We start from the raw sequence: 26,363 nt of genomic DNA on the forward strand, positions 1-26,363 counted from the left end.
TCCGAGTTTGTTCGCGTCGAGCGCTACCGCTGGCAGTTCGGGCGTGAAACCGGACCGCGGAGAGGCGCGTATCGAGCCGGGTAAGGGAGCCAACCCATCGCTTCATGAGGCTACGGTCCCCTCGGACGTCACCAGCCGGAACAGCTCCTTGAACTCCTGTACGTAGGGGAGCTGGCGGTAAGGCGCCAGGGCCGTGTCCAGCTCCCCGAGCCGCTCCGTGATCCGCGCCGACCCGATCGTCTGGCTGAGTGCCAAGGCGTCGTGCCCGATCTGGCAAGCGCGCTCGACCTCGCCGTCCAAGATGTAGCACTTCGCCAACCGCGACAGATAGTGCACGCGGTCACGCGCCCGGTTCGGCGCTCTGGTGCTCAGTAGGTCGAGCGCCTCGGACAACGCCGTGATCGCCTCGTCCGTCATGCCCAAGTCGAGGTAGCACGCGCCCCGCTGTGCCGCGACCTCAACGGCATCGCCGTAGGTAACGTACGGCGGTTCTTCGTCTCGGCCCTCTTGGGCGAAGTCGGCCTGCACGGCGTCGAGCACTCGCAGGCACTCCTCATCGCCCAGTGAGGCGTGCGCACGCGCCAGTCGCGCGCCTATGACAGTCTTGATCAGCGGCGTCAGCCGATCCGTCGTGACCGCGAACGCCATCTGTGCCAGCGAACGCGCCGGTTGCGAGCGCCCCCTGTACGTCTCCTGCAAGCTCATGTAGCCGAGCGCACTCGCTACCAGGCCCGGATCACCAACTTCGTGACCAACCTCGATCGCGGTAGCGAAGTACCGCTTGGCGTGGGCGTGCTTGTTGGCGTCCAGCGACAGCCAGCCGACCATCTGGTTCAACTGGCCGTATGCGGCGAGGCCATCACGGGGGTTGGCCTTCACGCTGACCGCCATCCGCGCCACGTACTTCGTGAGCGGGACGTAGAGACTGTCGCCGCCCAACTCGTCGTCCAAGTGGAGAAAGGTCCGCAACAGATGCTCGCCGGTCGCCTGCAACGACATACCGCTGAGCCCGGATACGCCATACTCCGGTGCGTCGTTGGACAGCGGCAGCCAATCGCCGCCAGGCGTGATCATGTCGAGCAGAACCTTACGTGCAGCCTGTTCTGTGCGCTCCGGGGTCGGTTGCATCGGCAGCGGCTCGCGGCGAAGCTTGAACCACAGTAGGTTGCCCGGAATCCGCAAGCTATGCGCCCAACTCATAAGTTTGCCGAGATCCTGCGGTGCGGTACCGCTCTCGATCCGGCTGAGCTGCGCCTGGGTGAGCCCCAGCCACCCGGCGAGCGTCTCTTGCGATACGACCCGGGCGTGCCAGGGGTGGACCCGGTAGGCGTAGAAGACCTGACCCATGTGCCAGCTCGCCAGCGCTTCGCGCAGCCGGTCGTCCTGCCAGAACTCCACCGGTACCTGTGGCGGGTGGCTAACGAGCGTGACCTCCCGTCGCCGCAGGCAGGAAGCACACAATGTGCCCCGGTTGTCGCGGGCCAGCCGCGTACCGCAGGAGCAGTACCGGACCTGCTGTGCCATTCCGTACCCCAAGGCCGCCCTATTGCCGGTGCCAAAGGCCGAGCCTACGGACAGTAGCCGCGCCGTGTCCGGCAGTCCATACGTCCGGCGTATGGCCGCCCTATACAGCGCCGTCGTGACGCCCAGGTGGCGCCTCGGGCCACGCTCCCCATGGCCCAGCCCCCAGGCACAGGAGCAACCGCATGACCACTGTGGCACTTCAACCACGCCCCGAAGGCGACCTCACTGCCGCGTTCGCCTACCTCCGGCGTCTTCCCGGCATGGACGATGCAGCCGTACGGGAAGCGGTCGCGGCACTGGTGGCCTTCTCGGTCGACCAAGGTCTCAGCCTGGCCGGCGTCCACCACGAGGAACGCCCCAGTGAACGCCTCGACATCTGGATGGAACTCGTCATGAGCTGCCGCTCCGAAGGTGTCACCAACGTCCTGGTGCTGAGCGCCGACCACTTCCACCACGACCCCGTGGTCGCGGCCTACATGCGCGAAGAGCTGGCAGACAGGATCCGTGGCACGGTGTGGCTCGCCAGCGAGGCGGCCGTCACGGGTCAGCCGGCACAGGCTGTTGGGGCAGACGACCATGACCGTTGAGCGCTACGTCAGCACCCTCGAACTCGACGCCAAGGCCGAAGCCACGCCGTGGGCAAGGCGTCACGTCCGCGATGTCCTCAGCGCCTGGCAGGTCGCCGACGAACGGATCGACACGACCGAGCTGGCCGTCTGCGAGCTGGTGTCCAACGCCGTGCAACATGTCGCACCCGACACGCCCGAGGCCCATCTCACGCTGACACTTCGGCATGACGAATCACAGGTCATCGCGGAAGTGGCCGATCCCAGCGACCACCCGCCCGTTCCCAACACGACGATGTCCGAGGACGCGGAGAGCGGTCGGGGTCTGTTCATCGTGGGCGAGATCTCCAAGGAGTGGGACTACTACCTTCTTCCGACAGGCGGCAAAGTCGTCTGGTGCATCATCGCGTTGGTGTGACGCTGATGGCCACATCCAAGCGGCACCGTCCGAGCACGCTGCACCACGAACCAGCAGCGGTCACCTGGGCACGCGAGAAGTGCGGGCTCACCAAACGAGCCCTCGCCGAGGCGGTCGGCATCTCAGAACAGCTCATGGGTGAAATCGAGTCGGGATGGCGGAACGCCACCCCTGCCAACCTGGCAAAGATAGCCGAGGCGTTGAACTGTCCACCGGTGGTACTGGAGCGGAAGCGCCAGGAGGCAGGCCCCCCACCCGCACGAAGGGCTCCATAACGTACGAAGGAAACGCCGCGGCAAGGTGCCGACCGCCGGGGCCGCGTCGGGGGTGCGGGTGGCGACGCCCCCGCCACGCGAGGCGAAGCCGAGCAAAAACGACGAGGGCGAGACGGCTCGCGCTTTCCGCGAGCACATCTCACCCTCGATCTCGTGGGCGATACTGGGATCGAACCAGTGACCCCTTCGGTGTGAACGAAGTGCTCTCCCGCTGAGCTAATCGCCCGGGACGTGAGAACCATACAGGCGGTGGGGGGTGGGGTTCAAACGAGATGGTCCTGGTCGGGGTCGGGCGGGGGAAATGCCGGGGACGCGGGGGGAAACACGGCCGGGTCCGGGGGCCGGGTCGGGCTCGGGATGGCGGGCGGGAGGGTGAGGCGGGCGCGGAGGCCGCGGTGGCCGGCGCGCATCATCAGGGCGTGGTTGGCGCGGAAGAGGGGGCGGCAGGGGACCGCCAATAAGCGCATCAGGGGTTTGCGGACCACCACCTCCTGGTCGTAGAGGAGGCGGGTGCCGGTGGGCGCGGGGAGGACGGTCCAGCGGACCCAGCCGTCGAGGTCGCCGGTCATCGCTATTTCGAGGACGCGGGCCTCGGGGTCGTGGCGGGTGGAGCGGGCCGCGACGACGAGGTCGTACGGCAGCAGTGAGCGGAACCTGAGGACGCCGGTGGTCTCACCGGTCTGCCGCACCTCACGGATCTGCGGCCACCACCCGGGATAGGCGTCCGGGCGTTCGAGGACGCCGTAGACGGCGTCGGGCTCGGCATCGAGGTGCCACACGCTGCGGAAGCGGTAGTGACTCCAGTCCATGGGACAAGTGTGTGCGCGATACTGGGATCGAACCAGTGACCCCTTCGGTGTGAACGAAGTGCTCTCCCGCTGAGCTAATCGCGCTTGCGAGATCAACTTTACCCCACCCGGAGCGGGCTCCCGACCACCCACGGCCGGCCGCGGCGCCTCGCTCGCCGGCCGTCCCGGGTCACTCCGAAGCCCGCCCACGGTACGACACGCCCACCGGTCGTCACTGTCCGCAGTCGGATTCCCAAACCTGCGGTTTCTCCGGCACTCACCGAAATGGCCCTGCGGACGGCCCGCGGGATGAGCCGGACGAGGTACCAGAAGCCTCACAAACCGCTCAGAGGGGTTTACAACGTCCCCGCAGGTGGCATGTCGATTTCGCCGACGTGCGAATCCCCGAGCGCACACTGAGCGAAAGGCCCTGGCGCTTATGAACACCACGGTCAGCTGCGAGCTGCACCTGCGCCTCGTTGTGTCGAGCGAATCCTCACTGCCCGTCCCCGCGGGCTTGCGGTACGACACGGCCGATCCGTATGCCGTGCACGCCACCTTCCACACCGGTGCCGAAGAGACGGTCGAATGGGTTTTCGCCCGCGACCTGCTCGCCGAGGGGCTGCACCGCCCCACGGGCACCGGCGACGTCCGAGTCTGGCCGTCCCGCAGCCACGGCCAGGGCGTCGTCTGCATCGCCCTCAGCTCCCCGGAGGGCGAAGCACTGCTCGAGGCCCCGGCGCGGGCCCTGGAGTCCTTCCTGAAGCGGACGGACGCCGCTGTGCCGCCCGGCACCGAGCATCGCCATTTCGACCTCGACACGGAGCTCTCGCACATCCTCGCGGAGAGCTGAGCTCCCTTCCGCCGTCCGCGGCCGTCCTACTCGGGGGGACGCCCGGACCCGACCAGCCGCGCCGGCAGCGGGGCCGCTCCGCCCTGCCGCCCGGCGCGCGACCGGCAAGAGCCGTCACCGTGGCGTCGCAGGCCCACGGCGGCGGCTCTCGCGCGCTAAAGTCACCGGAACCCGCAGCCGTCGGACCACGGCAGGAGCGTTCCGTGCTGATCAACCATGACACCAGGTGCGCGCTGGACAGCGTGGTGGACCTGGTCAACACCCAGCCGCTGATCGACGGCCGGGAGGCGCTCGGCGACGTGGCCGCGCTGCGCGGCTTCGTGGAGCGCAACCAGGTCAGCGAGGTCGGCCGGCTCGAGCAGGACGACGTGCTCGCGGTGCAGGCGGTGCGCGGCAGATTCACCGAGGTCTTCACCGCCACGGACGACAACCGGGCCGCGGGGCTGCTGAACACGATGATCGCCGAGGCCGGGACCACGCCGCGGCTGACCGACCACGACGGCTACGACTGGCACGTGCACTACTTCGCGCCCGGCGCCTCGCTCGCCGACCACCTGGCCGCCGACTGCGGCATGGCGCTGTCCTTCCTGATCGTCGCCGGTGAACGCGAACGGCTGCGCTGGTGCGACGCCCCGGACTGCAGCCGCGCCTTCGTGGACCTGTCCCGCAACCGCTCCCGCCGCTACTGCGACAGCCGCACCTGCGGCAACCGGCTGCACGTGGCCGCGTACCGGGCCCGCCGCCGCGAGGCCACCGCCTGACGGCGGCTCATCGCCTCACGGGCTCATCGCCTCACCGGCTCACAGGAAGAGCAGGTCCCACGCCGCGCCGGCCCCGATCAGCCCGCCGATCACGCACAGGAAGAGCATCAGCGGCGGTTGGGAGAGCGCGTACAGGCACCCCTTCGGTTCGTCGGCCGCAGCCGCGGCCGAGGCCGCCGCCTGGGCGGGGGCTGCCCCCTGCCGCGGTGCGGGGAGGGGGGAGACCGCGGAGGCCGCGGGGCCCGGTGAGGGGTCGGCGTGGTCTTCGACGGGGGTGGGGAGCACAGCCCGATGATCGCGCAGCTCATGATCACGTGGGGCCCAACACGCAGACTTAAACCGGTGTTTACCTGCGGTCTCGCATCGCGGACTCACATGCCGAGACGGCTCGTCCCGGATACCGTACGTCGTTTGCGATCTTGTGGAGGCCCCGCAGTGTGCGTCGGTCGGGCCTGATTCCGCGGGCCGGCCGGACGGGGAGCGGTCAGATGCCCCGGCGCTTGAGGATCTCCTCGACCTCCGAGAACTCCGGGAGGCCGCTGGTGCCGCCGCTGCCCCGGCGCTTGGAGCGGCCCGGCCGGTCGCCGGACGGCAGCGCGGGGGACGGTGCGGTGCCGGGCAGGGTCGCGGTGGCGCGCTCGGCCCGGTTCCCCGCGGCTTCGCCACCGTCCACGGCGCGGCCGGAGAACAGCCGGGTGATCCCGTACAGCAGCGCCGCGCAGGCGAGGACCGCGAAGCCGGTCCACACGGTGGGCTTGAAGACCAGGTCCGCGGCCCAGTCGCCGATCGCGGTGCCGATCCGGCGGCCGAGGGTGACCAGGCCCGCCATGGCCAGGCCGACCGGCAGCAGTGACGCGGCGGCGATCCTGGTGGCGCGCAGGAAACGGCGGCGGTAGGCGGTCTGGAGCGCGACGGCCAGGCCGGCCGCGGACAGCGCGGCGCACAGTACGTTGGTCAGCATCCCGCGGCCTCCGGGGGCAGTACGGCGGCCCGCGCGGGTCTGCGGCGGCCCGGCGCGGGCATTCGTCCCTCCATCGTGCGCCCGGACCCTGCCCGGCGGCCACGGTCCGGGCGACGGTTCAGGGGAATCTCCGGGACATCTCCTCCGCAAGTCCCGGGCGCCCTCCTTCCGGAGTGGGAGGCCCGGCCCGGTGACCGCCCGGGACCGCGACGCGGGAGAGCGCTCCCCCGCGAGGTGGGAGACTTCTCCCATGACCGACCCCGCTTCCCCCGTCGTCCTCGAAGTCTGGTGCGAGTTGCAGTGCCCGGACTGCCGCACCGCCCTCACCGACCTCCACGCGCTGCGCGAGCGGTACGGCGCCGCGCTCGACATCCAGCTCCGGCACTTCCCGCTGGAACGCCACCAGCACGCGCTCGCGGCGGCGCAGGCGTACGAGGAGGCGTACGCGCAGGGGACGGGCTGGCCCTACGCGGAGGCGGTGCTGGCCCGGGTCGAGGAGCTGGACGGGCGGGGCGAGCCGGTGCTGGTCGAGGTGGCCGCGGAACTCGGCCTGGACACCGAGGAAGTGGACACCGCGCTGGTCGACGGCCGGCACCTGCTGGTGGTCGACTCCGACGAGGCCGAGGGCAAGGCGATCGGCGTCAAGGGCACCCCGACGTACGTGATCGGCGGCGAACTGCTGGACGGTTCCAAGAACCAGGAAGGGCTGCGCGAGCGGATCATCGCGATCGCCGACAAGCTGATCGCCGAGCGCGGCTGAACGCGGGCCGGGGGCCGATTCGGCCGACGCGCCAACCCGCGCGCCGATCCGGCACAGCGTTTCGGCAGCCGCTCCGTTTCAGCCCAGCCCTTGGTTCAGCACGGTCCTCGATTCAGCCCAGCTCTTGAATCAGCCCAGCGCCTTCGTGAAGTGCCGCCGCACCGGCCGGTAGCCGAGCGATTCGTAGAGCCGTACGGCCGTGGTGTTGGAGACGAAGACGTTCAGGCCGAGGACGTCGGCCCCCGCGGCGCGGGCCTCGCGTTCGGCGGCGAGCATCATGCCGCGGCCGTGACCCCGGCCCCGGTCGCCCGGCTCGACCTCGACCTGGAGCACCCAGGCGGGCTCGCTGGTGCGCAGCCAGAGCCGGGCGACGGTCCGCCCCTCGTGCTCCAGGGCGAGCAGGGCGGTGCCGGGCGCGGGGGCACCGTCCGGGAGCAGGCCCGCCACACCGGCGTCGGCCCGGGACTGCGCCTCCTCGTGGTCCAGCCCGTACTCCATGAGCGCCTCGACGAACTCCTCCTCGCCGCGCTCCAGCCACGGCCCGTACTCCTGCGCGGCGAGGGGCCGTACGGTGCTGCCGGCGGGCAGGGTCACCGGCCCGCCGGTCAGCGGCTTCTCCATGTGGCGGCTGTGCTCGGTGTAGCCGAGGGCGAGCGCCATCCGCAGCGCCTCGGGAGCGTCCCCGGGCACGCCGACCTGCACCATGCGGCAGCCCCAGGAACGCAGCACCTCCTCGCCGGCGAGCACCGCGGCGGTGCCCCGGCCGCGGCCGCGGTCCCGTTGGTCCACGACGAGGCCGTCGATGTGGCCCACGCCCGGGCCGAACCGGTCCCCGGCGGTCAGGTCCACCCGGCCCACGGGGCGCCCGTTGACACACACGGCGTACGAACGCCCCCGCGCGCCGTCCGTCCCGTTTCGTTCGGGTCCCTGAGGCCTCAGGGTCGTCGTCATGCTCCTGCTCCCGCCCTCGTCACCCGCGCCCTTCACCGCGCGCTTCCCTGCCGTTCTACCGCCTGGTGGCGGCCGGGGCGGCGATGTTCCGCTTGTCGGGACGGCTCGGGACGGCTCGGAAGGGCGGCGCGCCGCGATCCGGCCGGGCGGGGGGCCTCGGGAGCCGGCCCCCGGCGGCGGCGTCACGGATTACGGATTGACGTCTTCCGCCGAGCGCTCGGCGAAGATCCGCTGGGCCTTGGCGGTGACCGGGCCGGGCGCCGCCGGCAGGTCGCGGCCGTCGACTCGCTGGACGGCCTGGATGTCGCGGGTGGAGGAGGTCAGGAAGACCTCCTCGGCCTCGGCCAGCGCGCCCAGCGGCAGGTCGGCCTCCTCTGCGCCGGACCATTCGAGGACCAGCTCGCGGGTGATCCCGGCCAGGCAGCCCGAGCCCAGCGGCGGGGTGAGCAGGCGCCCCCCGAGCACGACGAACACGTTGGAGCCCGTGCCCTCGCACAGCCGGCCCTGGGTGTTGGCGAACAGCGCCTCGGTGGCGCCCTGCTCGCGGGCCCGGGCCAGCGCGACCACGTTCTCGCCGTAGGAGGTGGTCTTCAGGCCGGCCAGCGCGCCGCGCTCGTTACGGGTCCAGGGCACGGTGACCACCGCGGTGGGCGGCGGGCCGAGGGTGACCGGGGAGACGGCCGCGACCAGGGTGGCGGGCCCGTCGCCGCGCTCGGAACCGAAGGGGGAGCGGCCGCCGGTGTACGTGACGCGCAGCCGCGCGGCCGGCATGGGGTTGGCCTCGATCACGGCCGCGCAGGCGCGGGCGACCTCGTCGAGGTCGGGGTCGGGCAGGCCGAGGCCCCGGGCGGAGCGGGCCAGCCGGTTCAGGTGCCGGGTCAGGGCGAAGGGACGGCCGCCTTGCACCTTCAGGGTCTCGAACACGCCGTCGCCGACCGTCAGGCCGTGGTCGTACACCGACACGGTGGCGTCCGCGGACTCCCGCAGCGCGCCGTCCACCCAGATGGTCACCGCAACATCCCTTCACTTGTTCCCTGTGCAACTGTTCCGTGTGCTGCTGTTGCTGCTGTTCCCGGTGCTGCTCCGGGCACCGGCCCGGCGGCGCGGTCCCCGTCCTCCGACGCTACCGCCAGCAGCCGCGCGGCCTTCAATTCCGTCTCGGCCCACTCGCCGTCCGGGTCGGAGCCCCAGGTGATGCCCGCGCCGGTGCCGAACCGCAGCACCGGGCCGCCGGGCACGGTCCGGTCGATCCAGAACGTGCGGATGCCGACGGCGAGTTCGGCGGTCCGGCGGTCGGCGTCCACCCAGCCGATCGCACCGCAGTACGGGCCGCGCGGCGCGGTCTCCAGGTCGCCGATCACCCGCAGGGCGCTGGACTTGGGGGCGCCGGTGACCGAGCCGGGCGGGAAGGCGGCGGCGAACAGCTCGGGCCAGCCGGCACCGGGGCGCAGTTCGCCGCGCACGGTGGACACCAGGTGCACCAGGCCGGGGTGCGGTTCGAGCGCGCACAGTGCGGGCACGGTGACCGAGCCGGTGGCGCAGACCCGGCCGAGGTCGTTACGGACCAGGTCGACGATCATCACGTTCTCGGCGTGGTCCTTGGGCAGCAACTCGGCCGCCGTGCGGGCGGTGCCCTTGATCGGGCCGGACTCCACGACGTCCCCGCGGCGGCGCAGGAACAGCTCGGGCGAGGCCGTGGCGATCTCCACGCCGTACCCGGGCAGCCGGATGGTGCCCGCGTACGGGGCCGGGTTGCCGCGGGCCAGGACGGCGGTCAGGGCGTCGATGTCGTGGACGGCCTGCTCTCCCCGCTGTCCGGGCGCGGCGGCGGGCAGCGGCGCGGTCAGCACCCGGCAGAGGTTGACCTGGTAGACCTCGCCGGTGGCGATGCGCGCGCGGATCTCCCGTACCCCGGCCCGATACGTCTCGCCGTCCATGGAGGAGGTCCAGGCGGCCGGGTCGGGGCCGTGCCAGGCGGTGGGGGCGGGGGCAGTTGCGGACGCGGCCGGGCGGACGTCGCCGAAGCGGGCGCAGACGGTGCGGCCCTCGAATCCGGCGGCCACCGCCCAAAAGCCCGAGGAGTCCAGAGCGGCGAGGTCGTCGGTGACATCCCGCAGGTCGGAGGCGACGAGACCGCCGAAACGGGCCATGGGGGCGAGGTCGGGCACGGTGCTCCCCGGGTGGTCGTCGAAGAGGCCCTCGAAGGGGTCGCCGAAGGGCCCTGACCGAGTCTAGGGCGCCCTCGCGCGGGGCACCCGGCGGGCCGCTGCGGCGTCAACTGCTTGTCATTGGCCCGGCACGCTGCGGAAACCGGTTTTTGAGCTGGACCGGGAATCCGCTAGAGTTCAGTCGTCGCCGAGGAACCAGGAAGCAGGTTCCACGGCACGCCTGCGGACGTGGCTCAGTTGGTAGAGCATCACCTTGCCAAGGTGAGGGTCGCGAGTTCGAATCTCGTCGTCCGCTCGATGTGGGGGTCGTCCAGGTCCCCGCGCTGGTGGAGTGGCCGAGAGGCGAGGCAACGGCCTGCAAAGCCGTCTACACGGGTTCAAATCCCGTCTCCACCTCCAAGGACGATTAGCTCAGCGGGAGAGCGCTTCCCTGACACGGAAGAGGTCACTGGTTCAATCCCAGTATCGTCCACTGGCCCCCGCTGGGGTCCTCGCACCACTCGGCACCACCACTTGGTACCACCCCCGCGCGATTAGCTCAGCGGGAGAGCGCTTCCCTGACACGGAAGAGGTCACTGGTTCAATCCCAGTATCGCGCACGTGGCCCTGCGGGGCTGCTCCCGGACGATTAGCTCAGCGGGAGAGCGCTTCCCTGACACGGAAGAGGTCACTGGTTCAATCCCAGTATCGTCCATTCGTTGGAGGGCGGCGTGTGCTCGCGGAAAGCGCGAGCCACGTCGCCCTCATCGTTTTCTGCGCGACTTCGTCGCGCGAGGGTGGGGGCTTCGCCACCCGCACCCCCCTTGGCCTCTTCCGGGTCGGACGTCGTACGTCGTGCGGGCCCGGAAGCGCGGGTGCTTCCGGGCGCCGGGTCACGCGGGGCGGCTCAGGACGAGAAGAGCATGTGCATGAAGCTCTCGTGGTGCGGCTCGTGGTGGTGCGGCTTGTGGCCGTGCCCGTGGCCCCCGTAGTGGCCGCCCTCGTGGTGCTGGGCGCCCCAGACGGGGGCGGCGGGCTGGCCGTAGCCGGGCGGGGCCGGGTAGGCCTGCGGCGGCGGGGCCGGCTGGGACCAGGTGCCCTCGAGCCGGGTCAGCGCCTCCAGTTCCCCGAAGTCGAGGAAGATGCCGCGGCAGTTGCCGCACTGCTCGATCTGGACGCCGTTGCGGTTGTACGTCTGCATGTGACCGTGGCACTTCGGGCAGACCATGAATTCTTCTCCTCCTGGTAAAGGCTGGGCTCACTGTAGTTGGGCGATACGGGCGCAGGTGGCCAGCACGGCGGACTCGGCGGCGTCCAGGGCGCGGTCCTCCCGGGCGGCCTTGGCCAGGGCGATCGCGGCGGTCTGCACGGCCAGCGCCCGGGCCGGCACATCCAGCCGCCCCCACGGGTCGCCGTCCGCCGCCACCGCGACGCCCCCGGCCGCCCGGTACGCGCCGAGAAACGCCGCCCACTCCCCCGCCGTGAGCAGCCCGGCGCCGAACCACATCGCGGGCCGCGCCAGGTCCCACGCGGGGTCCCCGAGACCGAGGTCGTCGATGTCGATGAGCAGCCAGCGGCCGCCCGAGTCGTACGGCGGGGCGGCGGGGCGGGGCGGGCGTACGGACGTGCGGGCCAGGGCCCCGGGGAGGGGGTCGGCGCTTGCGTAGAAGCCGGCCGACGGGGACGCGGGCCGTGCTGCCGGGCTGAAAGCCGGTCCGTCCGCCGGAGGCCCGTCAGCGGGGGCCGGGGCCCCAGAGAAGGCGTCGCGGTCGCCTGCGCCTGCGTCGGGGTCGGCCGGTGCCGCCGGACCGGAAGCCGGTCCCTCCTCCGGAGCCGCGCCGGCACCGGCCGGGACACGGACCAACTGGCCCAGGTGCCAGTCGCCGTGGCACAGGGTGGCGTGGCCGGGATACGGGGTCTCGTCGCGGGCCCAGGCCGGAAGTCGCTGCCAGGCGCGGCGAACGGCGCGTACGGCGGGGTTGTCGGGCACGCCGGCCAAGCGGGCGACGGCACGGGCGGCCTTGGCGGGGCCGCGCATGGCGGGGAGCGGGCCGGGCAGGGCCGCGGCGGGAACGTCGTGCAGCCGGGCCAGCAGGGCGCCGGCCGCCGGCCAGGGCGCGGTGTCGCGGTCCGCCGGATCGACGGGCGCGCCGTAGGGCCAGCGGGTGACCGGCCGCCCGTCGAGTTCGCCGGGCTCCGTCTCCAGCGGCGGCAGCCAGATCCCGCGCGTCAGCGGGTGCGCGGCCGCCCACAGTCGTATGCCCAGCGCCGCGACATCGGTATCGACCGGGTGAAGCTTCACCACCGCGTCGCCGACCCGCACGACGGTCGCATCGTCCCGGTCGGCCAGCACCGTGTGCGGCCCGGACCGGCCGCCCGCCGCACCGGCCAGGCGGGCCGCCACGCCCCCGCTCGGCTCCACGTCCTTCCCTCCCCCGAGCCCCGCTCGAACTGGTCCCGCCCCGGCGTGGAAGATCACACAGGCCCGCAGCCCCGACAGCGTAATGCCCGGGTATCAGCTGATACCCGGGCAACCGCAGTCGTCCGCCGTACCCCCGTCCCCACGGGGTGGTGCCGGTGGCTCGCCGGCCCGGACCGCTCTTCCGGGCCGGGGACGCCCTGCGGGTGTCCCCGCGAGGCCGGCTGCGAACGACGTCTCAGCGACCACCGCGGGCGCCCTGCGGAGCGCTCGCGCACCCGCGTGCCCGCCGGTGGCCAAATCCTCATGTGTATGCGCTTGTGGGCGGCGGACGCGTTGACCTCGGGGGACGAGTTCACTGCCCGCCGCTTGACCTCAAATCTACGGGCGGGACCGGGGCCGGTCGTCACCCCCGCGTACGGCTTTGCGGGCCTCCCGGAGGATGACGGCGGCGGCCTCTCGTACTCCCCTGGGTGGAGACCGGGCCCCGGGAACCCTGGGTCATCCCTGAGAGGGCCGCGCCGCTCCCGGAGTCCGCGGCGGACATGGGCTAGTCCTCGTCCCCGCCGGCCTGGCGGGGCACCGGCTGTTCGACCAGGGCGAGCACGCGGGTGGCCATGAAGCGGGCGGTACGCACCACCGTGCCGTTGCGGGTCACCTCGCTCACCTCGACCACCCCGCGGCGCACCGCGGTCTCGACCCGGCGGCCGGCCCTGGTGGCGATCACTTCATAAGTGCGGGTGCTGTCCCCCGCGTCGACGACGATTTCCACACGGTCACCTTTCACGGCGTCACTCCCCCTCGGCAGACGGGCCGTTGGTGATATCGGGGGCCGCCCGGCTCGCTCCCCCACGTCAAGATTGCCACCGGGCACCGACAATTCACTGCTCCACGCCTGCGGGCCTTCAGCACGCGAGGACCCATCAGTCCGTAAGCTGTGGGCGGCCGGACCGGCCGGCGAGATCGGTGGAGTGGGGCCTCCCCACGGGAGGTAGGGGACATGGCGATGATGCGGCTCCGGCGTGAGGATCCGCGGGTCGTCGGGGCGTTCCGGCTGCACCGCCGGCTGGGCGCCGGCGGCATGGGCGTGGTCTACCTGGGCGCGGACAAGCGCGGGCAACGGGTGGCGCTGAAGGTGATCCGGCCGGAGCTGGCCGAGGATCAGGAGTTCCGCTCGCGGTTCGCCCGCGAGGTGTCGGCGGCGCGGCGCATTCGCGGCGGCTGCACGGCACGGCTGGTCGCCGCGGACCTGGAGGCCGAACGGCCGTGGTTCGCCACGCAGTACGTGCCCGGGCCCTCGCTGCACGACAAGGTCGCCGAGCACGGCGGGCTGCCCGCCGCCGAGGTCGCCACCATTGGCGCGGCTCTCGCCGAGGGGCTCGTGGCGGTGCACGAGGCCGGGGTGGTGCACCGGGACCTGAAGCCGTCCAACATCCTGCTGTCGCCCAAGGGTCCGCGGATCATCGACTTCGGCATCGCCTGGGCGACCGGGGCGTCCACCCTCACCCATGTGGGCACGGCGGTGGGCTCGCCCGGGTTCCTGGCGCCCGAGCAGGTGCGGGGCGCGGCGGTCACCCCGGCCACCGACGTGTTCGCGTTCGGGGCCACCCTGGCGTACGCGGCGACCGCCGACTCGCCGTTCGGGCAGGGCAGTTCCGAGGTGATGCTGTACCGGGTGGTGCACGAGGAGCCGGATCTGGGCGCCGTGCCGGACTCCCTGGCGCCGCTGATCTACCAGTGCCTGGCCAAGGATCCGGAGAACCGGCCGAGCACCGTGCAGTTGTCGGAGCGGCTGTCGGAGATCGCGGCGCGGGAGGCGCGCGGGATCGGCGCACCGCGCCGGGAGGGCGTGCCACGGACGGCCGGGCCGCGCCCGGAACGGCCGACCGGGCAGCGGGCCCGGGAGTACGCCCAGCAGCCGACCGAACGGCGGACCGCGCCGCCCGGTCCGACACCGGCCGGCGCGCGGCGGCCCGAGCGCCCCTCGCAGGCCCGCCGCCCGGCCGCCGCCCAGGACCGCGCCGGGCACCCGGAGCGGCAGACGCATCCCTCGCCACGCACTCCCGTGCGCACTCCCACGGGGCGGCGGCCGGCCGGCCCGTCGAACCGGCTGATGCGGCAGCGGCTGTTCGTCTTCGTGATCGTGACGCTGCTGGCGGCGGTGTGCATCGCCGCGCTCCAGGGCTGCCACCGGTTCACCTCGGGGCTGCACGCACCGGCTCCCGTATCGGTGACCGCGCCGCACACCACCGCGCCCCCGGTCGGCTGACGCGGGCCTCTTACGTAACCAAGCGCTTGCTCAGTAGCCTGGGCGACGGACGACGCAATGGCGCCGGGCAGTCGGCCGGGCCATCGGCGTTCCCACGGAGCGGGAAGGAGGGCGGCGCATGACCACGGTGCCGCAGGGCGGCGGACAGGCGGAGCCGGGGCCGCAGAGCCCGGAGACCAAGGCAGGCGCAATGGCGGCGGGCACGGAAGGCGACACCATTGCGCCGGAATTGCGCCGGCGGGTACGGGCGCTGCTGGCGGCGTACGATCCGGCGACCATCCCGCTGCGGGAGTTCTTGCGGGCCCGGTTCGACGCGGGTCTGGCCTGGGTGCACTTCCCCGAGGGACTCGGGGGGCTGGGCGTGCCGCGCGCGCTCCAGGCCGCGGTGGACGCGGAACTGGCCGCCGCCAAGGCGCCGGACAACGACCCGCGGCGCATCGGCATCGGCCTGGGCATGGCCGCGCCCACCATTCTGCGGTTCGGCACCGAGGAGCAGCAGCAGCGCTTCCTGCGCCCGCTGTGGACCGGCGAGGAGGTGTGGTGCCAGCTCTTCTCGGAGCCCGGGGCCGGCTCGGACCTGGCGGGCCTGCGCACCCGGGCGGTCCGTGACGGCGACACCTGGGTGGTGGACGGGCAGAAGGTGTGGACCTCCAGCGCCCACACCGCGCGCTGGGCGATCCTGATCGCCCGCACCGACCCGGACGTGCCCAAGCACCGGGGCATCACGTACTTCGTCTGCGACATGACCGCCCCCGGCGTCGAGGTACGGCCGCTGCGGCAGGCCACCGGCGAGGCGGAGTTCAACGAGGTGTTCCTGACCGGGGTGCGGATCCCGGACGCGCACCGGCTGGGCGAGGTCGGCGACGGCTGGCGGGTCGCACAGGCCACGCTGATGAACGAGCGGGTGGCGATCGGCGGCACCGCGCTGCCCCGCGAGGGCGGCATGATCGAGAAGGCTGCCGCCACCTGGCGCTCCCGGCCCGAACTGCGCACCCCGGAGCTGCACGGTCGTCTGCTGGCCCTGTGGGTGGAGGCGGAGGTGACCCGGCTGACCGCCGAACGGGCCCGCCAGCAGCTCGCGGCCGGCGCGCCCGGACCCGAGGGTTCGGGCCTGAAGCTCGCCTTCGCCCGCCTCAACCAGCGGATCAGCGGCTTCGAGCTGGAACTGCTCGGCGAGGACGGCCTGCGCTACGGCGACTGGACGATGGTCCGCCCCGAACTGGTCGACTTCTACGGGCGCGACGCGGGCTACCGCTATCTGCGGGCGAAGGGCAACTCCATCGAGGGCGGCACCTCGGAGATCCTGCGCAACATCGTCGCCGAACGGGTGCTGGGCCTGCCCGCCGAGCCGCGCACCGACAAGGACGTCGCCTGGAAGGACCTGCCGCGATGAACCTGCTCTACTCCGAGGTGGAGGACGACCTGCGGGCCGCGGTCCGCGACGTGCTGGCCGACCGCTGCACGCCGGCCGACGTGCTGGGCCGGATCGAGACCGACCGGCCGTACGACGCGGGGCTGTGGCGCGTGCTGGGCGCGGACCTGGGGCTGGCCGGGCTGCTGGTGCCGGAGAAACTGGGCGGCCAGGGCGGTACGGAACGCGAGGCCGCGGTGGTGCTGGAGGAGTTGGGCGGCGCGGTGGCGCCGGTGCCCTTCCTCGGCAGCGCGGTGCTGGCGGTCTCGGCGCTGCTGGGCTGCGACACGGCCGACGCGGGTGTCGCGGGGCTGCTCGGCCGCCTCGCCTCGGGCGAAGCCACCGGGACGCTCGCGGTGCCGCTGTCGGCCGCGCCCGGCGCCGCCTTCCCCGCCGCGGTCCGCGCGGACGCGGCCGGGCGGCTGACCGGCACGGTGAGCAGCGTCGCCGACGCCCGGACCGCCGATGTGCTGGTGGTGCCCGCGCTCGGCCCGGACGGACCCGGGCTGTACGAGGTGGCGGCCGGCGCGGCCCGCCTCACTCCCGTGGTCTCGCTCGACCTGACCCGGCCGCTGGCCGACCTGACGCTGGACGGCGCCCCCGGACGCCTGCTGCCGCCCGCGGCGGGCGGTTCCGCCGGCGCCGCCCTGGAGCGCGCGCTGCTGCGCGGGGCGGGCCTGCTCGCGTCCGAGCAGGTGGGCGTGGCGCAGTGGTGCCTGGACGAGACCGTGCGCTATCTGAAGGAGCGGCGCCAGTTCGGGCGGGTGGTGGGCTCCTTCCAGGCGCTCAAGCACCGGCTGGCGGACCTGTGGCTGGAGGTCGTCTCGGCCCGGGCCGCGGCCCGGGCGGCGGCGGACGCGCTGGCGGCGGAGACGTCGGGGGCGGACGCGCTGGTGACGGAAACAGCCGAGGCGAGCGGGGTGACCGGGGCGAAGGAGGCCCGGATCGCGGTCGCGGTCGCCGCCTCGTACGCCTCCCCGGTCGCGGTGCACGCCGCCGAGGAGGCGCTGCAACTGCACGGCGGCATCGGCATGACCTGGGAGCACCCGGTGCACCTGTTCCTGAAGCGGGCCAAGGCCGACGAGATCGCGCTGGGCACGCCGGGGACCCACCGGGCGGCGCTGGCCGGGCTGGTGGACCTGCCGGCGTAGGCCGGGTCCGGCACGGGACGCCGTCCGCCGCTCAGGGGGCGCGCGGGGGCCGGTGCTCCCCCGGGCCGCTCGGCGCGGCGGGGCGTTGTCGTACCCCCCGTTCATACTCGGGGGCGCGGGGCCGGGTGGCGCCGCGCGCTCGGCAGCGGGGGCGAAGGCAAGGGCAGGGAGCGACATGGCCGAGGTACTGCTGTTCCATCACGCGCACGGACTGACCTCCGGTGTGCGGGAGTTCGCCGCGGGGCTGGAGAAGGCCGGGCACACCGTGCACGTGCCGGACCTGTACGAGGGGCGGATATTCGATTCCCTGGAGGAGGGCGTCGGCCACGCTCAGGAGATCGGTTTCGGTACGGTCCTGGAGCGCGGCCGGGCCGCCGCACGGGACCTGCCGGACGACCTGGTCCTGGTCGGCTTCTCGCTGGGCGTGCTGCCCGCGCAGATGCTGGCGCAGACCCGGCCCGGCGCCCGCGGCGCGCTGCTGCTGAGCGGCTGCGTCCCGGTGTCGGAGTTCGGCACGGCCTGGCCCGAGGGGGTGCCGGCCCAGGTGCACGGCATGGCCGAGGACCCGTACTTCGCCGAGGAGGGCGACCTGGACGCGGCCCGCGCCCTGGTGGGAGCCACCCCGGGCACCGAGCTGTTCCTCTACCCGGGAAGCGCCCATCTGTTCGCCGACCCGTCCCTGCTCTCCTACGACGCCGGCGCCGCCGCCCTGCTGACGGAGCGGGTGCTCTGCTTTCTGGCAGCGGCCGGCTGAGCGAGTAGCGGCCGTGAACAGGCCCGGGAAAGCACCCCCGGAGGGGAGAATGTGGGGGCTACGGGGTCAGCACGATCCTGCCGAAGACCTCACCCGCGTCCATCTTCCGGTGCGCCAGCACAGCTGCGTCCAGCGGCAGCAGCTCGTGCACCACCGCTTCGATCTCGCCACGGCCGGCTGCGGCGAAGTGCTCGCCGCGCACGGCACGCAGGTCGGCCTGGGTGACGGTGGCCGCGCTGAAGGCGGCGAAGGACATGGACTTCTGGAACGCCGCCATGATCTTCGTGCCGAAGTCCGCGGGCGGCTGACCCGCCACAGCGCCGACGGCCACCATGCGGCCGTTCGGGTTGAGCCGGTCGAAGAAGGACGGCATGTCCTTGCCGGCCACGACATCGATGATGACGTCATAGGCCGCCGGAGCCTCGTCCCCTCCGTCGCCGGAGCGGTCCAGCACACGGGTCGCGCCGAGACGGCGCAGCCGCTCGCCGCGCTCGGCCGACGATGTCGTGACCGCCACCGCGGCGGCACCGCCGCGAGCCGCGAGCTGCACTGCCATGATCCCGATGCTGCCGGCCGCGCCACGCACCAGGACCGTCTCCCCGGGAGCGAAATGGGCGTGGCGAAGCCCGAAGTGGGCCACCGTACCGGCACTGCCGAGCGTCACCGCGGCAGTGGCGGCCAGGCCGTCGGGCAGGGGAAGGACCTGCTCGACCGGCGCGACGGCCTGTTCGACGTATCCTCCGCCGGTGCCGGTGAAGGCCCACACCCGCCGGCCGACCCACGAGGTGCCGACGCCGTCACCGACCGCGGTCACGGTGCCCGCCACCTCGCTGCCCGGGATGAAGCCCTCCGTGAAGCCGTAGGCGGCCAGAGCCCCGCTGCGGATCACGGTGTCGACACCACCGACGCCCACCGCCTCGGTGGCGATCAGCACCTGCCCGGCAGCAGGTGCGGGTACCGGCAGGTCGACAGCGGCCAGCCCTTCAGGACCTCCGAACGTTCGAATCACGATTGCCTTCAATGTCGTCTCCACGCTCTCGGGCGGCTCGCACCCCGGATCTCGGCGAGCCGCTACGACCGGGACCGTAACGGACGCCCCCGTCCGTTTAGGTAAAGTGAGAGAGTGCCTGGCGATTTGCCTCATAAGCTGCGCTCCGACGCGATGGACAACCGCGACCGCGTCCTCGACGCGGCCCGAGCGCTGTTCTCGGCGGACGGCCTGGACGTGCCGATGCGGGAGGTCGCACGGCGTGCCGGGGTGGGACCTGCCACCTTGTACCGTCACTTCCCGACCAAGCAGATGCTGGTCGCCGAGGCCTTCGCGGACCAGCTGAACGCCTGCCGCACCATCGTCGACGAGGGCTGCGCGGACCCCGATCCGTGGCGCGGCCTGTGCATGGTGATCGAGAAGATCTGTGAGCTTCACGCCCGCGATCGGGGCTTCACCGAGGCATTCCTGTCGACGCTGCCGGGGGCACCGGATGTCGCGGGACGCGAGTACACGGTGAAAGCGGTCGCCGGACTGGCCCAGCGCGCCAAGGACGCGGGCCGCCTGCGGTCCGACTTCGTCCTGGACGACCTCGTTCTCGTCCTCATGGCCAACAAGGGGATTCACGCCGCGTCCACCGCCACCCGGGTCGTGGCCTCACGGCGCTTCGCGGCGCTGGCGATCCAGGCGTTCGAAGCCGGTCCGCACCACGCGCCGCTGCCCCCTGCGCCAGGACTGGCATCCACGGCATCCGCGGCACCTGCCGGCGCCTGACCCGGATCGAGTACGGGCCCCTTACACCTGTACGCCTTTACGCCTGGCGGCGGGTCGCGTAGAACGCCACAGCGGACGCCGCGGCCACGTTGAGGGAGTCGACCCCGGCGGCCATCGGAATGCTCACCCAGGTGTCGGCCGCGTCCAGGGCGCCCTGGGTGAGGCCGGCGCCCTCGGTGCCGAGGAGCAGGGCGAGCCGGTCGTGGTGCCGGGCGGCCAGCTCGTCCAGGGTGACGGCCTTGTCGGACAGGCACAGGGCGGCGGTGACGAAGCCCTGGGCGCGCAGCAGGCCGAGGTCGTGCGGCCAGTGGGCGAGCCGGGTCCAGGGCACCTGGAAGACCGCGCCCATGGAGACCTTGACCGCGCGCCGGTAGAGGGGGTCGGCGCAGCGCGGAGTGAGCAGCACCGCGTCCACGCCGAGGGCGGCGGCGTTGCGGAAGGCGGCGCCGAGGTTGGCGTGGTCGACCATGTCCTCGAAGACGGCGACCCGGTGGGGCGCGGCGGCCAGCAGCGCGTCCGGCTCGGGCAGCGGGCGGCGTTCCATGGCGGCGAGGGCACCGCGGTGGACGTGATAACCCGTCACCTGCTCGGCCAGTTCGGGCGTGACCGCGTACACCGGCGCCGTGGCGTCGGCGACGACATCGGCCATCACCGCGAACCACTTGGCGGTCAGCATCATCGACCGCATGGTGTAACCGGCGGCCAGCGCGCGGCGGATGACCTTCTCGCCCTCGGCGATGAACAGCCCCTCGGCCGGCTCGCGGACCCGGCGCAGGTCGACGTCGGTGAGCGAGGTGTAGTCGGTCAGCCGGGCGTCGGCCGGGTCGGTGACCTGGACCGGCTCAGCCACGGGTGCCGGTCCCGGGACCCACGGCGACGACCTCGCCGATCACGATCACCGCGGGCGGCCGCACCCCTTCCTCCGTCACGGTCCGGGCCACCGTGCCGAGGGTCGCGTCCACCCGGCGCTGGGCGGCGGTGGTGCCCTCCTGGACCACGGCCACCGGCGTGTCCGCGTCCCGGCCACCGGCGATGAGGGTCGCGGCGATGGGCCCGATCCGCTCCACCGCCATCAGCAGCACCAGGGTGCCGCGCAGCCGGGCCAGCGCGTCCCAGTCCACCAGCGACCGCGGGTCGTCGGGCGCCACATGGCCGCTGACCACGGTGAACTCGTGGGCCACGCCCCGGTGGGTGACCGGGATGCCGGCCGCGCCCGGCACGCTGATCGAACTGGAGATACCCGGCACCACTGTGACGGGAATGCCCTCGGCGGCCAGCGCCTCGGCCTCCTCCATGCCGCGACCGAAGACGAACGGGTCACCGCCCTTGAGCCGGACCACCGCCTTGCCGGCCTTGGCGTGCTCGATCAGCGCGGAGTTGATCGCCTCCTGCGCCATCGCCCGGCCGTACGGGATCTTCGCCGCGTCGATCACCTCGACGTGCGGCGGGAGTTCGTCCAGCAGGTCACGCGGGCCGAGCCGGTCGGCGATCACCACGTCGGCCTCGGACAGCAGCTTCCGGCCCCGTACGGTGATCAGGTCGGGGTCGCCGGGGCCGCCGCCGACCAGCGCCACGCCCGCGGTCCTCTCCCGCAGGTGCGGCGCCACCAGGCTGCCGTCCCGCAGCCCGGCCACCACCGCGTCGCGTACCGCGGCGGACCGCCTCGGGTCGCGCCCGGTCAGCACGGCCACGGTCACCCCGTCGGTGCGGCCGGTGGCCGGGGTCCAGGCGGTGGCCGCCTCCGCGTCGTCGCTGCGCACGCACCACACCCGGTGCCGTTCGGCCTCGGCGGACGCGGCCCGGTTGGCCTCGGGGTCGGTGGTGGCGATCAGCGCGTACCACGCCTCGGCCAGGTCGCCCTCCCGGTACGGGCGGCGCTCCCAGCGCACCTCGCCGGCCGTCGCCATGGCCTCCACCGAGGCGGTCGCCGACGGCGAGATCAGTACGACGTCCGCGCCGGCCGACACCAGCGCCGGCAGCCGCCGCTGTGCGACCTGCCCGCCGCCGAGCACCACCACCCGCCGGCCGGCCAGCCGCAGTCCTACGGGGTACGCGGGCGCGTCGTGGCGGTCCATGCGGGGCGGCTCCTCGAACGGTGGTCGCTGGTGGGGTACGGGCCCGGCCGCGGCGGAGTGCGATGCGGTGCGTACGGGTGTACGTGCAGGTTACGGCGCCGGCCCGGGCGGCGGGCAGGCCGACCCCCGCCCGCCGCGCGGCCAAGGGCCGGGGCGGGCGGGGCAAGGGCGTCGGTCAGCCCTTTTCGGTGACTCCGGCGGCGTCGAAGGTCGCCACCTCGTGCATCACCCGGGCCGCGCTCTGCACCAGCGGCAGGGCCAGCAGGGCGCCGGTGCCCTCGCCGAGCCGCAGGTCGAGGTCGACCAGCGGGCGCAGGCCGAGCGTGGTCAGCGCGGCCACGTGGCCGGGCTCGGCGCTGCGATGGCCGGCGATGCAGGCGGCCAGCACCTCGGGGGCGATGGCGCGGGCGACCAGGGCGGCGGCTCCGGCGCTGACCCCGTCGAGGATGACGGGGGTGCGCAGGGCCGCGCCGCCGAGCAGCAAGCCCACCATGGCGGCGTGTTCCAGGCCGCCGATCGCGGCGAGCACGCCGACCGGGTCGGCCGGGTCGGGCCGGTGCAGGTCGAGGGCGCGGCGCACCACGTCCACCTTGCGGGCGTGCATCTCGTCGTTGATGCCGGTGCCGCGCCCGGTGACCTCGGCCGGGTCGGCGCCGGTGAACACCGCGACGAGGGCCGCGGAGGTGGTGGTGTTGGCGATGCCCATCTCGCCGGTGAGCAGCGCCTTGTTGCCGGCGGCGACCAGGTCGCGGGCGGTCTCGATGCCGACCTCGATCGCGCGCAGCGCGTCCTCGCGGGTCATCGCGGGCCCGGCGGTGAAGTCCGCGGTGCCGGGCCGGACCTTGCGCGGCAGCAGCCCGGGGGTGCTGGGCAGTTCGGAGGCGACACCGACGTCGACCACGCACACCTCGGCGCCCACCTGGTTGGCGAACGCGTTGCAGACCGCACCGCCGCCCAGGAAGTTGGCGACCATCTGGCCGGTGACCTCCTGCGGCCAAGCGGTGACGCCCTGGGCGTGCACGCCGTGGTCACCGGCGAAGATCGCCACCGCCGCGGGCTCGGGGATCGGCGGCGGGCAGACCCGGGACAGGCCGCACAACTGGGCGGAGATGATCTCCAGCATGCCCAGCGCCCCGGCCGGCTTGGTCATCCGCTTCTGCCGCTCCCATGCCTCGCCGAGCGCCTTGGCGTCCAGCGGGCGGATGCCGCGCAGTGTCTCGTCCAGCAGGTCGTGCGGCTCCTCGCCGGGCAGCGCCCGGTTGCCGTACTCCTCCTCGTGCACCACCCAGGACAGCGGGCGGCGCTGCGACCAGCCGGCCTGCATCAGCTCCGGCTCGTCCGGGAACTCCTCGACGTACCCGACGCACAGGTACGCCACGACCTCCAGGTGCTCGGGCAGGCCGAGGGCGGTGACCATCTGCCGCTCGTCGAAGAAGCTGACCCAGCCGACGCCCAGGCCCTCGGCGCGCGCGGCCAGCCACAGGTTCTCCACCGCCAGCGCCGAGGAGTACGGCGCCATCTGCGGCTGCGTGTGACGGCCGAGGGTGTGCCTGCCGCCCCGCGTGGGGTCGGCGGTCACCACGATGTTGACGGGCGTGTCGAGGATCGCCTCGATCTTCAGCTCGCGGAACTGCCGGGCGCGGGCCTTGGGCAGCGTCTTGGCGTACGCGTCGCGCTGCTGCATGGCCAGCTCGTGCATCTTCTCCCGGGTCTTCTCCGAGCGGATGACCACGAAGTCCCAGGGCTGCGAGTGGCCGACGCTGGGCGCGGTGTGCGCGGCCTCCAGCACCCGCAGCAGCACGTCGTGCGGGATCGGGTCCGGCCGGAATCCGTTGCGCACGTCCCGCCGCTCCCGGATCACCCGGTGCACGGCGTCCCGGACCGCAGGGTCGTACGGCTCCGCGGCCGCCGCGCTCTCCGCCGGCCCGTCCGGGCCCTCCGGCGCGCCCTGCGCCGGGTCCTGGGCAGGCCGGCCGTCCGCGGGCTGCAGCTGCTCGGGCTCCGCGGCGGCGAGGGGTACGGCAGCGGGCGCGTCCCCGGCCGCGGGCGGCTCCTGGGACGCGGGCGCTCCGGCCGGCGCCTCCTGGGCGGGCGGTACGGGGGCGGGCTGCTGCGGGGTGACGGCGGTGGCCGCGTCGTCGGGCCCGGCGTCGGGAGCCGTTTCCTGGGCGGTCGCGGCGGCCACGGGGGTTCCGGCGGCAGGAGTGGCGTCCTGCGAGACCGGGACCGGGACCGGGACCGGCGCCTGGGCGGGAGCGTCGGCCTGAGCCGCTTGGGCGGGCTCGGGGGCAGGCGCGGCAACGGCGTTGGGGGCGCCGGGCGCTGGGACGGCCTCGGCGGGGGCCTCGGTTGCGGCCGCCGGGGAAGTGGCTGTCGCGTCCTCGGTCGGCGCCCGGTGCTGTCCGGAGCCGGGCGCGGCGAGGCCCTGAACGGCCGCCTGCGGCCCTTCCGGAGCGGCGGCGGGGGCCACGGACTCGGGCGCGGCAGGAGCGGCTACGGGCTCGGCAGCGGGCCCAGCAGCGGCCGGACCTACGGGCTCGGCGGCCTCAGTCGCGGGCGGTACGGGCGCGGCAGCGGCCTCGGGGACGGCCTGCTCGGCGACGGCAGGGCCGGCTTCGTGGGGCCCGCCCGCCGGGACGGGCTCGGCGGGGGTCCCGGGCACGGGCGTGCCGGCCGCGTCCACTGCCCCAGCGGCGGGCGCGCCCTCGGTGACGGGGATTCCGTGCGCCGGTGTTCCGGCGGTCCCCGCCGAGGGAGCGGCTTCGGCGGGCACGGCGACCGGGATCCCGTGCGCGGGCGTGCCCGCCGGGTCCGCCGCAGGAGCGGCCTCCGGCCCGACGGGCGGGGCAGCGTGGGCGGGCGTACCCGCGCTCTCCGCGACAGGAGCGGCGGCCTGCTCGGCGACCGGCGCGACGGGAGTGCCGTGCGCGGGCGTACCGGCCGGGTCCACCGCGGAAGCGGCGTCGGCGGCCGCGGGCTCGGGAGCCGTCGCAACGCCCGCGGCCGGAATCCCGTGCGCGGGCGTACCGGCCGACTCCGCCACCGAGACGGCGTGGGCGGGGGCCTCCTCCGGAGCCGGCGCAACACCGGCGGCCGGAATCCCCTGTGCGGGCGTACCAGCCGGGTCCGCCACGGAAGTGGCGTGGCCGGCAGCGGACGCTGGAGCCTGCGCGACACCAGCGGCAGGGATTCCGTGAGCGGGCGTAGCGGCCTGGTCCGCCACCGAGACGGCGTGGGCGGGAACCTGCGCGACACCGGCGGCCGGAATCCCGTGAGCAGGCGTACCGGCCGGCGCGGGAACGGCCTGCGCCGGAACCTGCGCCGCGGCGGCGTCCTGGGCGGGCGCGGGAGCCTGCTCGACAAATGCCTGCTCGGCGGGAGCCTGCTCGGCGGGAGCCTGATCGACCGGTGCCTGCTCCGCCGGGACCGCGCCCGGCGCCTGGGCTGCGTCCGCGCCGGACTCGGGCCGGAAGCCGCCCTGGGCCGGCACGACGCTGTCGGCGTGCGGGATCAGGGAGTGCTGGGAGGGCGTGTCGGAGTCGGGGGGCCAGGTAGCGCTGGCGGCCTGCTCGCCGGTCTGCTGGGCGGGGATGGCGGCCCGCTCGTCGCCGGACGGGCCGACGTGGTCCGGCGCCGGGGCGGGCGGGACGGCGGGGCCGCGGTCGGCCAGGGAGCGCACCGAGACGCCGCCGCTGGGGGTGTCGCCGGGCATGGGCGGGCCCATGTGCAGGGGGCGGCGCGGTGTGGGGCCGGCGGCCTGGGCCGGGACGCCGGGCGCGTGCACGGGGGTGTCCGGCGCGGGCGGCGGCGTGTCGGCCGCGTACGGGGCCGGCTCGGGCTCGGACACCTGGACCGTCGGCTGCGGCGGGACCGGCTGCGGGTCGCTCCAGGTGCCCTGCGGGCCGGGCATGAGCAGGACGTCGTCCTCGTCGTCGAGCCCGGCGCCGGGCGGGGCCGGGTGGTCGAGGTAGCCGTAGCCGGGGGCGTCGCCCGGGTAGCCCGCGGCGTAGCCCGCCGGGGCCTGGGTCTGCGGGTCGGTGCCCCACGCCGGCTGCTGCTGCGGTACGCCGTTTCCGGGAAGGTCGGTGTGCGGCGGGAGAACTTCTCCGACGCCGTTCTCCGGCAGCCCCTCCCCGGGGATCTGACCGGTGTCCGTCATGCGTGCCCCTCGCCCATCGGTGTCGCTCCTTCCTGCCCGCTGTGCCCGCCTCCCCCAGCGGTGCCGGGGGACCCGGCGCAACCCCCGCGAACAAGAACGAGCGTGCGGGGCATGCGGCACGTCGGCCCGGGGCGCCGGGAGTGTTCCCGACGCCGTGTCAGCGCGCGACGACGGCACAACGATCCGTCAGCCTACCCCGCGCGCGAGCGCCGCAAGTGCCGCGGTCCGCACCTCGGGACGCATCTCACACCGGCCCCACGCGCAACGCCCCGACCGGCGCAAATGTGCCTCCCGACGGCCCGCCCGGGGGCCTTCCCGGGGGCCGGCGGGCGGCCGTTCGGGGCCTGCCGTACGGCAGT

General features: G+C 73.9%; 25 protein-coding genes and 7 tRNA genes. 16 read left to right on the plus strand and 16 right to left on the minus strand.

Annotated features, from left to right (window positions below):
* Positions 1 to 102: 102 nt before the first annotated feature.
* Positions 103 to 1,398, minus strand: a complete 1,296-nt coding sequence (locus tag ITX44_RS35620; RefSeq protein WP_205363274.1) for a helix-turn-helix domain-containing protein — start codon at positions 1,396 to 1,398, stop codon at positions 103 to 105.
* A gap of 308 nt (positions 1,399 to 1,706) precedes the next feature.
* Between ITX44_RS35620 and ITX44_RS35625 the strand changes: the two genes are divergently transcribed.
* The 3 genes from ITX44_RS35625 to ITX44_RS35635 are packed head-to-tail and all read left to right on the plus strand — an operon-like array spanning position 1,707 to position 2,783.
* Positions 1,707 to 2,111, plus strand: coding sequence for a hypothetical protein (locus ITX44_RS35625; protein WP_205363275.1), 405 nt, complete (start codon positions 1,707 to 1,709; stop codon positions 2,109 to 2,111).
* On the plus strand, positions 2,101 to 2,508 hold the full coding sequence (locus ITX44_RS35630; protein ID WP_205363276.1) for an ATP-binding protein: 408 nt from the start codon (positions 2,101 to 2,103) through the stop codon (positions 2,506 to 2,508). Before ITX44_RS35625 ends, ITX44_RS35630 begins: the two co-directional genes overlap by 11 nt.
* Positions 2,509 to 2,513: 5 nt before the next feature.
* Positions 2,514 to 2,783 carry a helix-turn-helix domain-containing protein gene (locus tag ITX44_RS35635; protein ID WP_205363318.1) on the plus strand — a complete coding sequence of 90 codons (270 nt, stop codon included), beginning with the start codon at positions 2,514 to 2,516 and terminating at the stop codon, positions 2,781 to 2,783.
* Between the two features lie 154 nt (positions 2,784 to 2,937).
* Here the strand turns inward: ITX44_RS35635 and ITX44_RS35640 are convergent.
* From ITX44_RS35640 to ITX44_RS35650, 3 genes are all read right to left on the minus strand, one after another.
* Positions 2,938 to 3,009 (minus strand) — tRNA-Val (locus tag ITX44_RS35640).
* A gap of 37 nt (positions 3,010 to 3,046) precedes the next feature.
* Positions 3,047 to 3,592: an SRPBCC family protein gene (locus tag ITX44_RS35645; RefSeq protein WP_205363277.1), complete on the minus strand. Its 546-nt coding sequence runs from the start codon at positions 3,590 to 3,592 to the stop codon at positions 3,047 to 3,049.
* Positions 3,593 to 3,604: 12 nt separating this feature from the next.
* Positions 3,605 to 3,676: transfer RNA gene (locus ITX44_RS35650), tRNA-Val, on the minus strand.
* Between the two features lie 334 nt (positions 3,677 to 4,010).
* Between ITX44_RS35650 and ITX44_RS35655 the strand changes: the two genes are divergently transcribed.
* Complete coding sequence (locus ITX44_RS35655) at positions 4,011 to 4,424, plus strand: SsgA family sporulation/cell division regulator (RefSeq protein ID WP_003959770.1); 414 nt, start codon at positions 4,011 to 4,013, stop codon at positions 4,422 to 4,424.
* A gap of 203 nt (positions 4,425 to 4,627) precedes the next feature.
* Positions 4,628 to 5,185 (plus strand): CGNR zinc finger domain-containing protein, encoded by a 558-nt coding sequence (locus tag ITX44_RS35660; protein ID WP_205363278.1) that lies wholly within the window; start codon positions 4,628 to 4,630, stop codon positions 5,183 to 5,185.
* Between the two features lie 39 nt (positions 5,186 to 5,224).
* Here ITX44_RS35660 and ITX44_RS35665 read toward each other — a convergent pair whose 3' ends face one another.
* Together ITX44_RS35665 and ITX44_RS35670 are read right to left on the minus strand one after the other, a co-directional pair.
* On the minus strand, positions 5,225 to 5,470 hold the full coding sequence (locus tag ITX44_RS35665) for a hypothetical protein (protein ID WP_205363331.1): 246 nt from the start codon (positions 5,468 to 5,470) through the stop codon (positions 5,225 to 5,227).
* 199 nt (positions 5,471 to 5,669) lie between these two features.
* Positions 5,670 to 6,146 (minus strand): hypothetical protein, encoded by a 477-nt coding sequence (locus tag ITX44_RS35670; RefSeq protein ID WP_205363280.1) that lies wholly within the window; start codon positions 6,144 to 6,146, stop codon positions 5,670 to 5,672.
* 250 nt (positions 6,147 to 6,396) lie between these two features.
* Here ITX44_RS35670 and ITX44_RS35675 point away from each other — a divergent pair, with 250 nt between their 5' ends.
* A complete protein-coding gene (locus ITX44_RS35675; RefSeq protein ID WP_205363282.1) occupies positions 6,397 to 6,906 on the plus strand; it encodes a DsbA family protein in 510 nt (169 codons plus the stop codon).
* A gap of 129 nt (positions 6,907 to 7,035) precedes the next feature.
* Here ITX44_RS35675 and ITX44_RS35680 read toward each other — a convergent pair whose 3' ends face one another.
* From ITX44_RS35680 to ITX44_RS35690, 3 genes are all read right to left on the minus strand, one after another.
* A complete protein-coding gene (locus tag ITX44_RS35680) occupies positions 7,036 to 7,857 on the minus strand; it encodes a GNAT family N-acetyltransferase (RefSeq protein WP_205363284.1) in 822 nt (273 codons plus the stop codon).
* 189 nt (positions 7,858 to 8,046) lie between these two features.
* Positions 8,047 to 8,868: an aminotransferase class IV gene (locus ITX44_RS35685; protein ID WP_205363285.1), complete on the minus strand. Its 822-nt coding sequence runs from the start codon at positions 8,866 to 8,868 to the stop codon at positions 8,047 to 8,049.
* The gene (locus ITX44_RS35690; protein ID WP_307795638.1) at positions 8,865 to 10,025 is read right to left on the minus strand and encodes a chorismate-binding protein; all 1,161 of its coding nucleotides are present in this window, start codon (positions 10,023 to 10,025) and stop codon (positions 8,865 to 8,867) included. Before ITX44_RS35690 ends, ITX44_RS35685 begins: the two co-directional genes overlap by 4 nt.
* A gap of 222 nt (positions 10,026 to 10,247) precedes the next feature.
* Here ITX44_RS35690 and ITX44_RS35695 point away from each other — a divergent pair.
* The 5 genes from ITX44_RS35695 to ITX44_RS35715 all read left to right on the plus strand — a co-directional run bounded on the left by ITX44_RS35695 (position 10,248) and on the right by ITX44_RS35715 (position 10,719).
* A tRNA-Gly gene (locus ITX44_RS35695) sits at positions 10,248 to 10,320 on the plus strand.
* Positions 10,321 to 10,350: 30 nt separating this feature from the next.
* A tRNA-Cys gene (locus tag ITX44_RS35700) sits at positions 10,351 to 10,424 on the plus strand.
* Position 10,425: 1 nt separating this feature from the next.
* Positions 10,426 to 10,497: transfer RNA gene (locus ITX44_RS35705), tRNA-Val, on the plus strand.
* 55 nt (positions 10,498 to 10,552) lie between these two features.
* Positions 10,553 to 10,624, plus strand: a tRNA-Val gene (locus ITX44_RS35710).
* 23 nt (positions 10,625 to 10,647) lie between these two features.
* Positions 10,648 to 10,719, plus strand: a tRNA-Val gene (locus ITX44_RS35715).
* Positions 10,720 to 10,911: 192 nt separating this feature from the next.
* Here ITX44_RS35715 and ITX44_RS35720 read toward each other — a convergent pair.
* From ITX44_RS35720 to ITX44_RS35730, 3 genes are all read right to left on the minus strand, one after another.
* Complete coding sequence (locus ITX44_RS35720) at positions 10,912 to 11,232, minus strand: TFIIB-type zinc ribbon-containing protein (RefSeq protein WP_205363286.1); 321 nt, start codon at positions 11,230 to 11,232, stop codon at positions 10,912 to 10,914.
* Between the two features lie 30 nt (positions 11,233 to 11,262).
* The gene (locus ITX44_RS35725) at positions 11,263 to 12,426 is read right to left on the minus strand and encodes a phosphotransferase (protein ID WP_205363287.1); all 1,164 of its coding nucleotides are present in this window, start codon (positions 12,424 to 12,426) and stop codon (positions 11,263 to 11,265) included.
* Positions 12,427 to 12,973: 547 nt separating this feature from the next.
* Positions 12,974 to 13,210 carry a DUF8836 family protein gene (locus ITX44_RS35730; RefSeq protein ID WP_205363288.1) on the minus strand — a complete coding sequence of 79 codons (237 nt, stop codon included), beginning with the start codon at positions 13,208 to 13,210 and terminating at the stop codon, positions 12,974 to 12,976.
* A gap of 213 nt (positions 13,211 to 13,423) precedes the next feature.
* Here ITX44_RS35730 and ITX44_RS35735 point away from each other — a divergent pair, with 213 nt between their 5' ends.
* From ITX44_RS35735 to ITX44_RS35750, 4 genes are all read left to right on the plus strand, one after another.
* Positions 13,424 to 14,692 (plus strand): serine/threonine-protein kinase, encoded by a 1,269-nt coding sequence (locus tag ITX44_RS35735; protein ID WP_205363289.1) that lies wholly within the window; start codon positions 13,424 to 13,426, stop codon positions 14,690 to 14,692.
* A gap of 190 nt (positions 14,693 to 14,882) precedes the next feature.
* Positions 14,883 to 16,085 (plus strand): acyl-CoA dehydrogenase family protein, encoded by a 1,203-nt coding sequence (locus ITX44_RS35740; RefSeq protein ID WP_205363322.1) that lies wholly within the window; start codon positions 14,883 to 14,885, stop codon positions 16,083 to 16,085.
* A complete protein-coding gene (locus ITX44_RS35745; RefSeq protein ID WP_205363290.1) occupies positions 16,082 to 17,254 on the plus strand; it encodes an acyl-CoA dehydrogenase family protein in 1,173 nt (390 codons plus the stop codon). Before ITX44_RS35740 ends, ITX44_RS35745 begins: the two co-directional genes overlap by 4 nt.
* 175 nt (positions 17,255 to 17,429) lie before the next feature.
* A complete protein-coding gene (locus tag ITX44_RS35750; RefSeq protein ID WP_205363291.1) occupies positions 17,430 to 18,008 on the plus strand; it encodes a dienelactone hydrolase family protein in 579 nt (192 codons plus the stop codon).
* Positions 18,009 to 18,066: 58 nt separating this feature from the next.
* Here ITX44_RS35750 and ITX44_RS35755 read toward each other — a convergent pair whose 3' ends face one another.
* Positions 18,067 to 19,029, minus strand: a complete 963-nt coding sequence (locus ITX44_RS35755) for a zinc-binding dehydrogenase (RefSeq protein WP_205363292.1) — start codon at positions 19,027 to 19,029, stop codon at positions 18,067 to 18,069.
* A gap of 102 nt (positions 19,030 to 19,131) precedes the next feature.
* On the opposite strand from ITX44_RS35755, the gene ITX44_RS35760 reads away from it, so the two are divergent.
* Positions 19,132 to 19,770: a TetR/AcrR family transcriptional regulator gene (locus ITX44_RS35760; RefSeq protein WP_307795639.1), complete on the plus strand. Its 639-nt coding sequence runs from the start codon at positions 19,132 to 19,134 to the stop codon at positions 19,768 to 19,770.
* 37 nt (positions 19,771 to 19,807) lie between these two features.
* Here the strand turns inward: ITX44_RS35760 and ITX44_RS35765 are convergent, their stop codons facing one another.
* The 3 genes from ITX44_RS35765 to cobT all read right to left on the minus strand — a co-directional run bounded on the left by ITX44_RS35765 (position 19,808) and on the right by cobT (position 26,004).
* Positions 19,808 to 20,620 carry a TrmH family RNA methyltransferase gene (locus tag ITX44_RS35765; RefSeq protein WP_205363294.1) on the minus strand — a complete coding sequence of 271 codons (813 nt, stop codon included), beginning with the start codon at positions 20,618 to 20,620 and terminating at the stop codon, positions 19,808 to 19,810.
* Positions 20,613 to 21,845 (minus strand): uroporphyrinogen-III C-methyltransferase, encoded by a 1,233-nt coding sequence (cobA, locus tag ITX44_RS35770; RefSeq protein ID WP_205363297.1) that lies wholly within the window; start codon positions 21,843 to 21,845, stop codon positions 20,613 to 20,615. The genes ITX44_RS35765 and cobA overlap by 8 nt, the downstream gene beginning before the upstream one ends.
* 175 nt (positions 21,846 to 22,020) lie before the next feature.
* Positions 22,021 to 26,004 (minus strand): nicotinate-nucleotide--dimethylbenzimidazole phosphoribosyltransferase, encoded by a 3,984-nt coding sequence (cobT, locus tag ITX44_RS35775; protein ID WP_205363298.1) that lies wholly within the window; start codon positions 26,002 to 26,004, stop codon positions 22,021 to 22,023.
* Between the last annotated feature and the right edge of the window lie 359 nt (positions 26,005 to 26,363).

Origin of the sequence: Actinacidiphila acididurans (assembly GCF_016918855.1) — a bacterium.
GTDB classification, from domain to species: domain Bacteria; phylum Actinomycetota; class Actinomycetes; order Streptomycetales; family Streptomycetaceae; genus Actinacidiphila; species Actinacidiphila acididurans.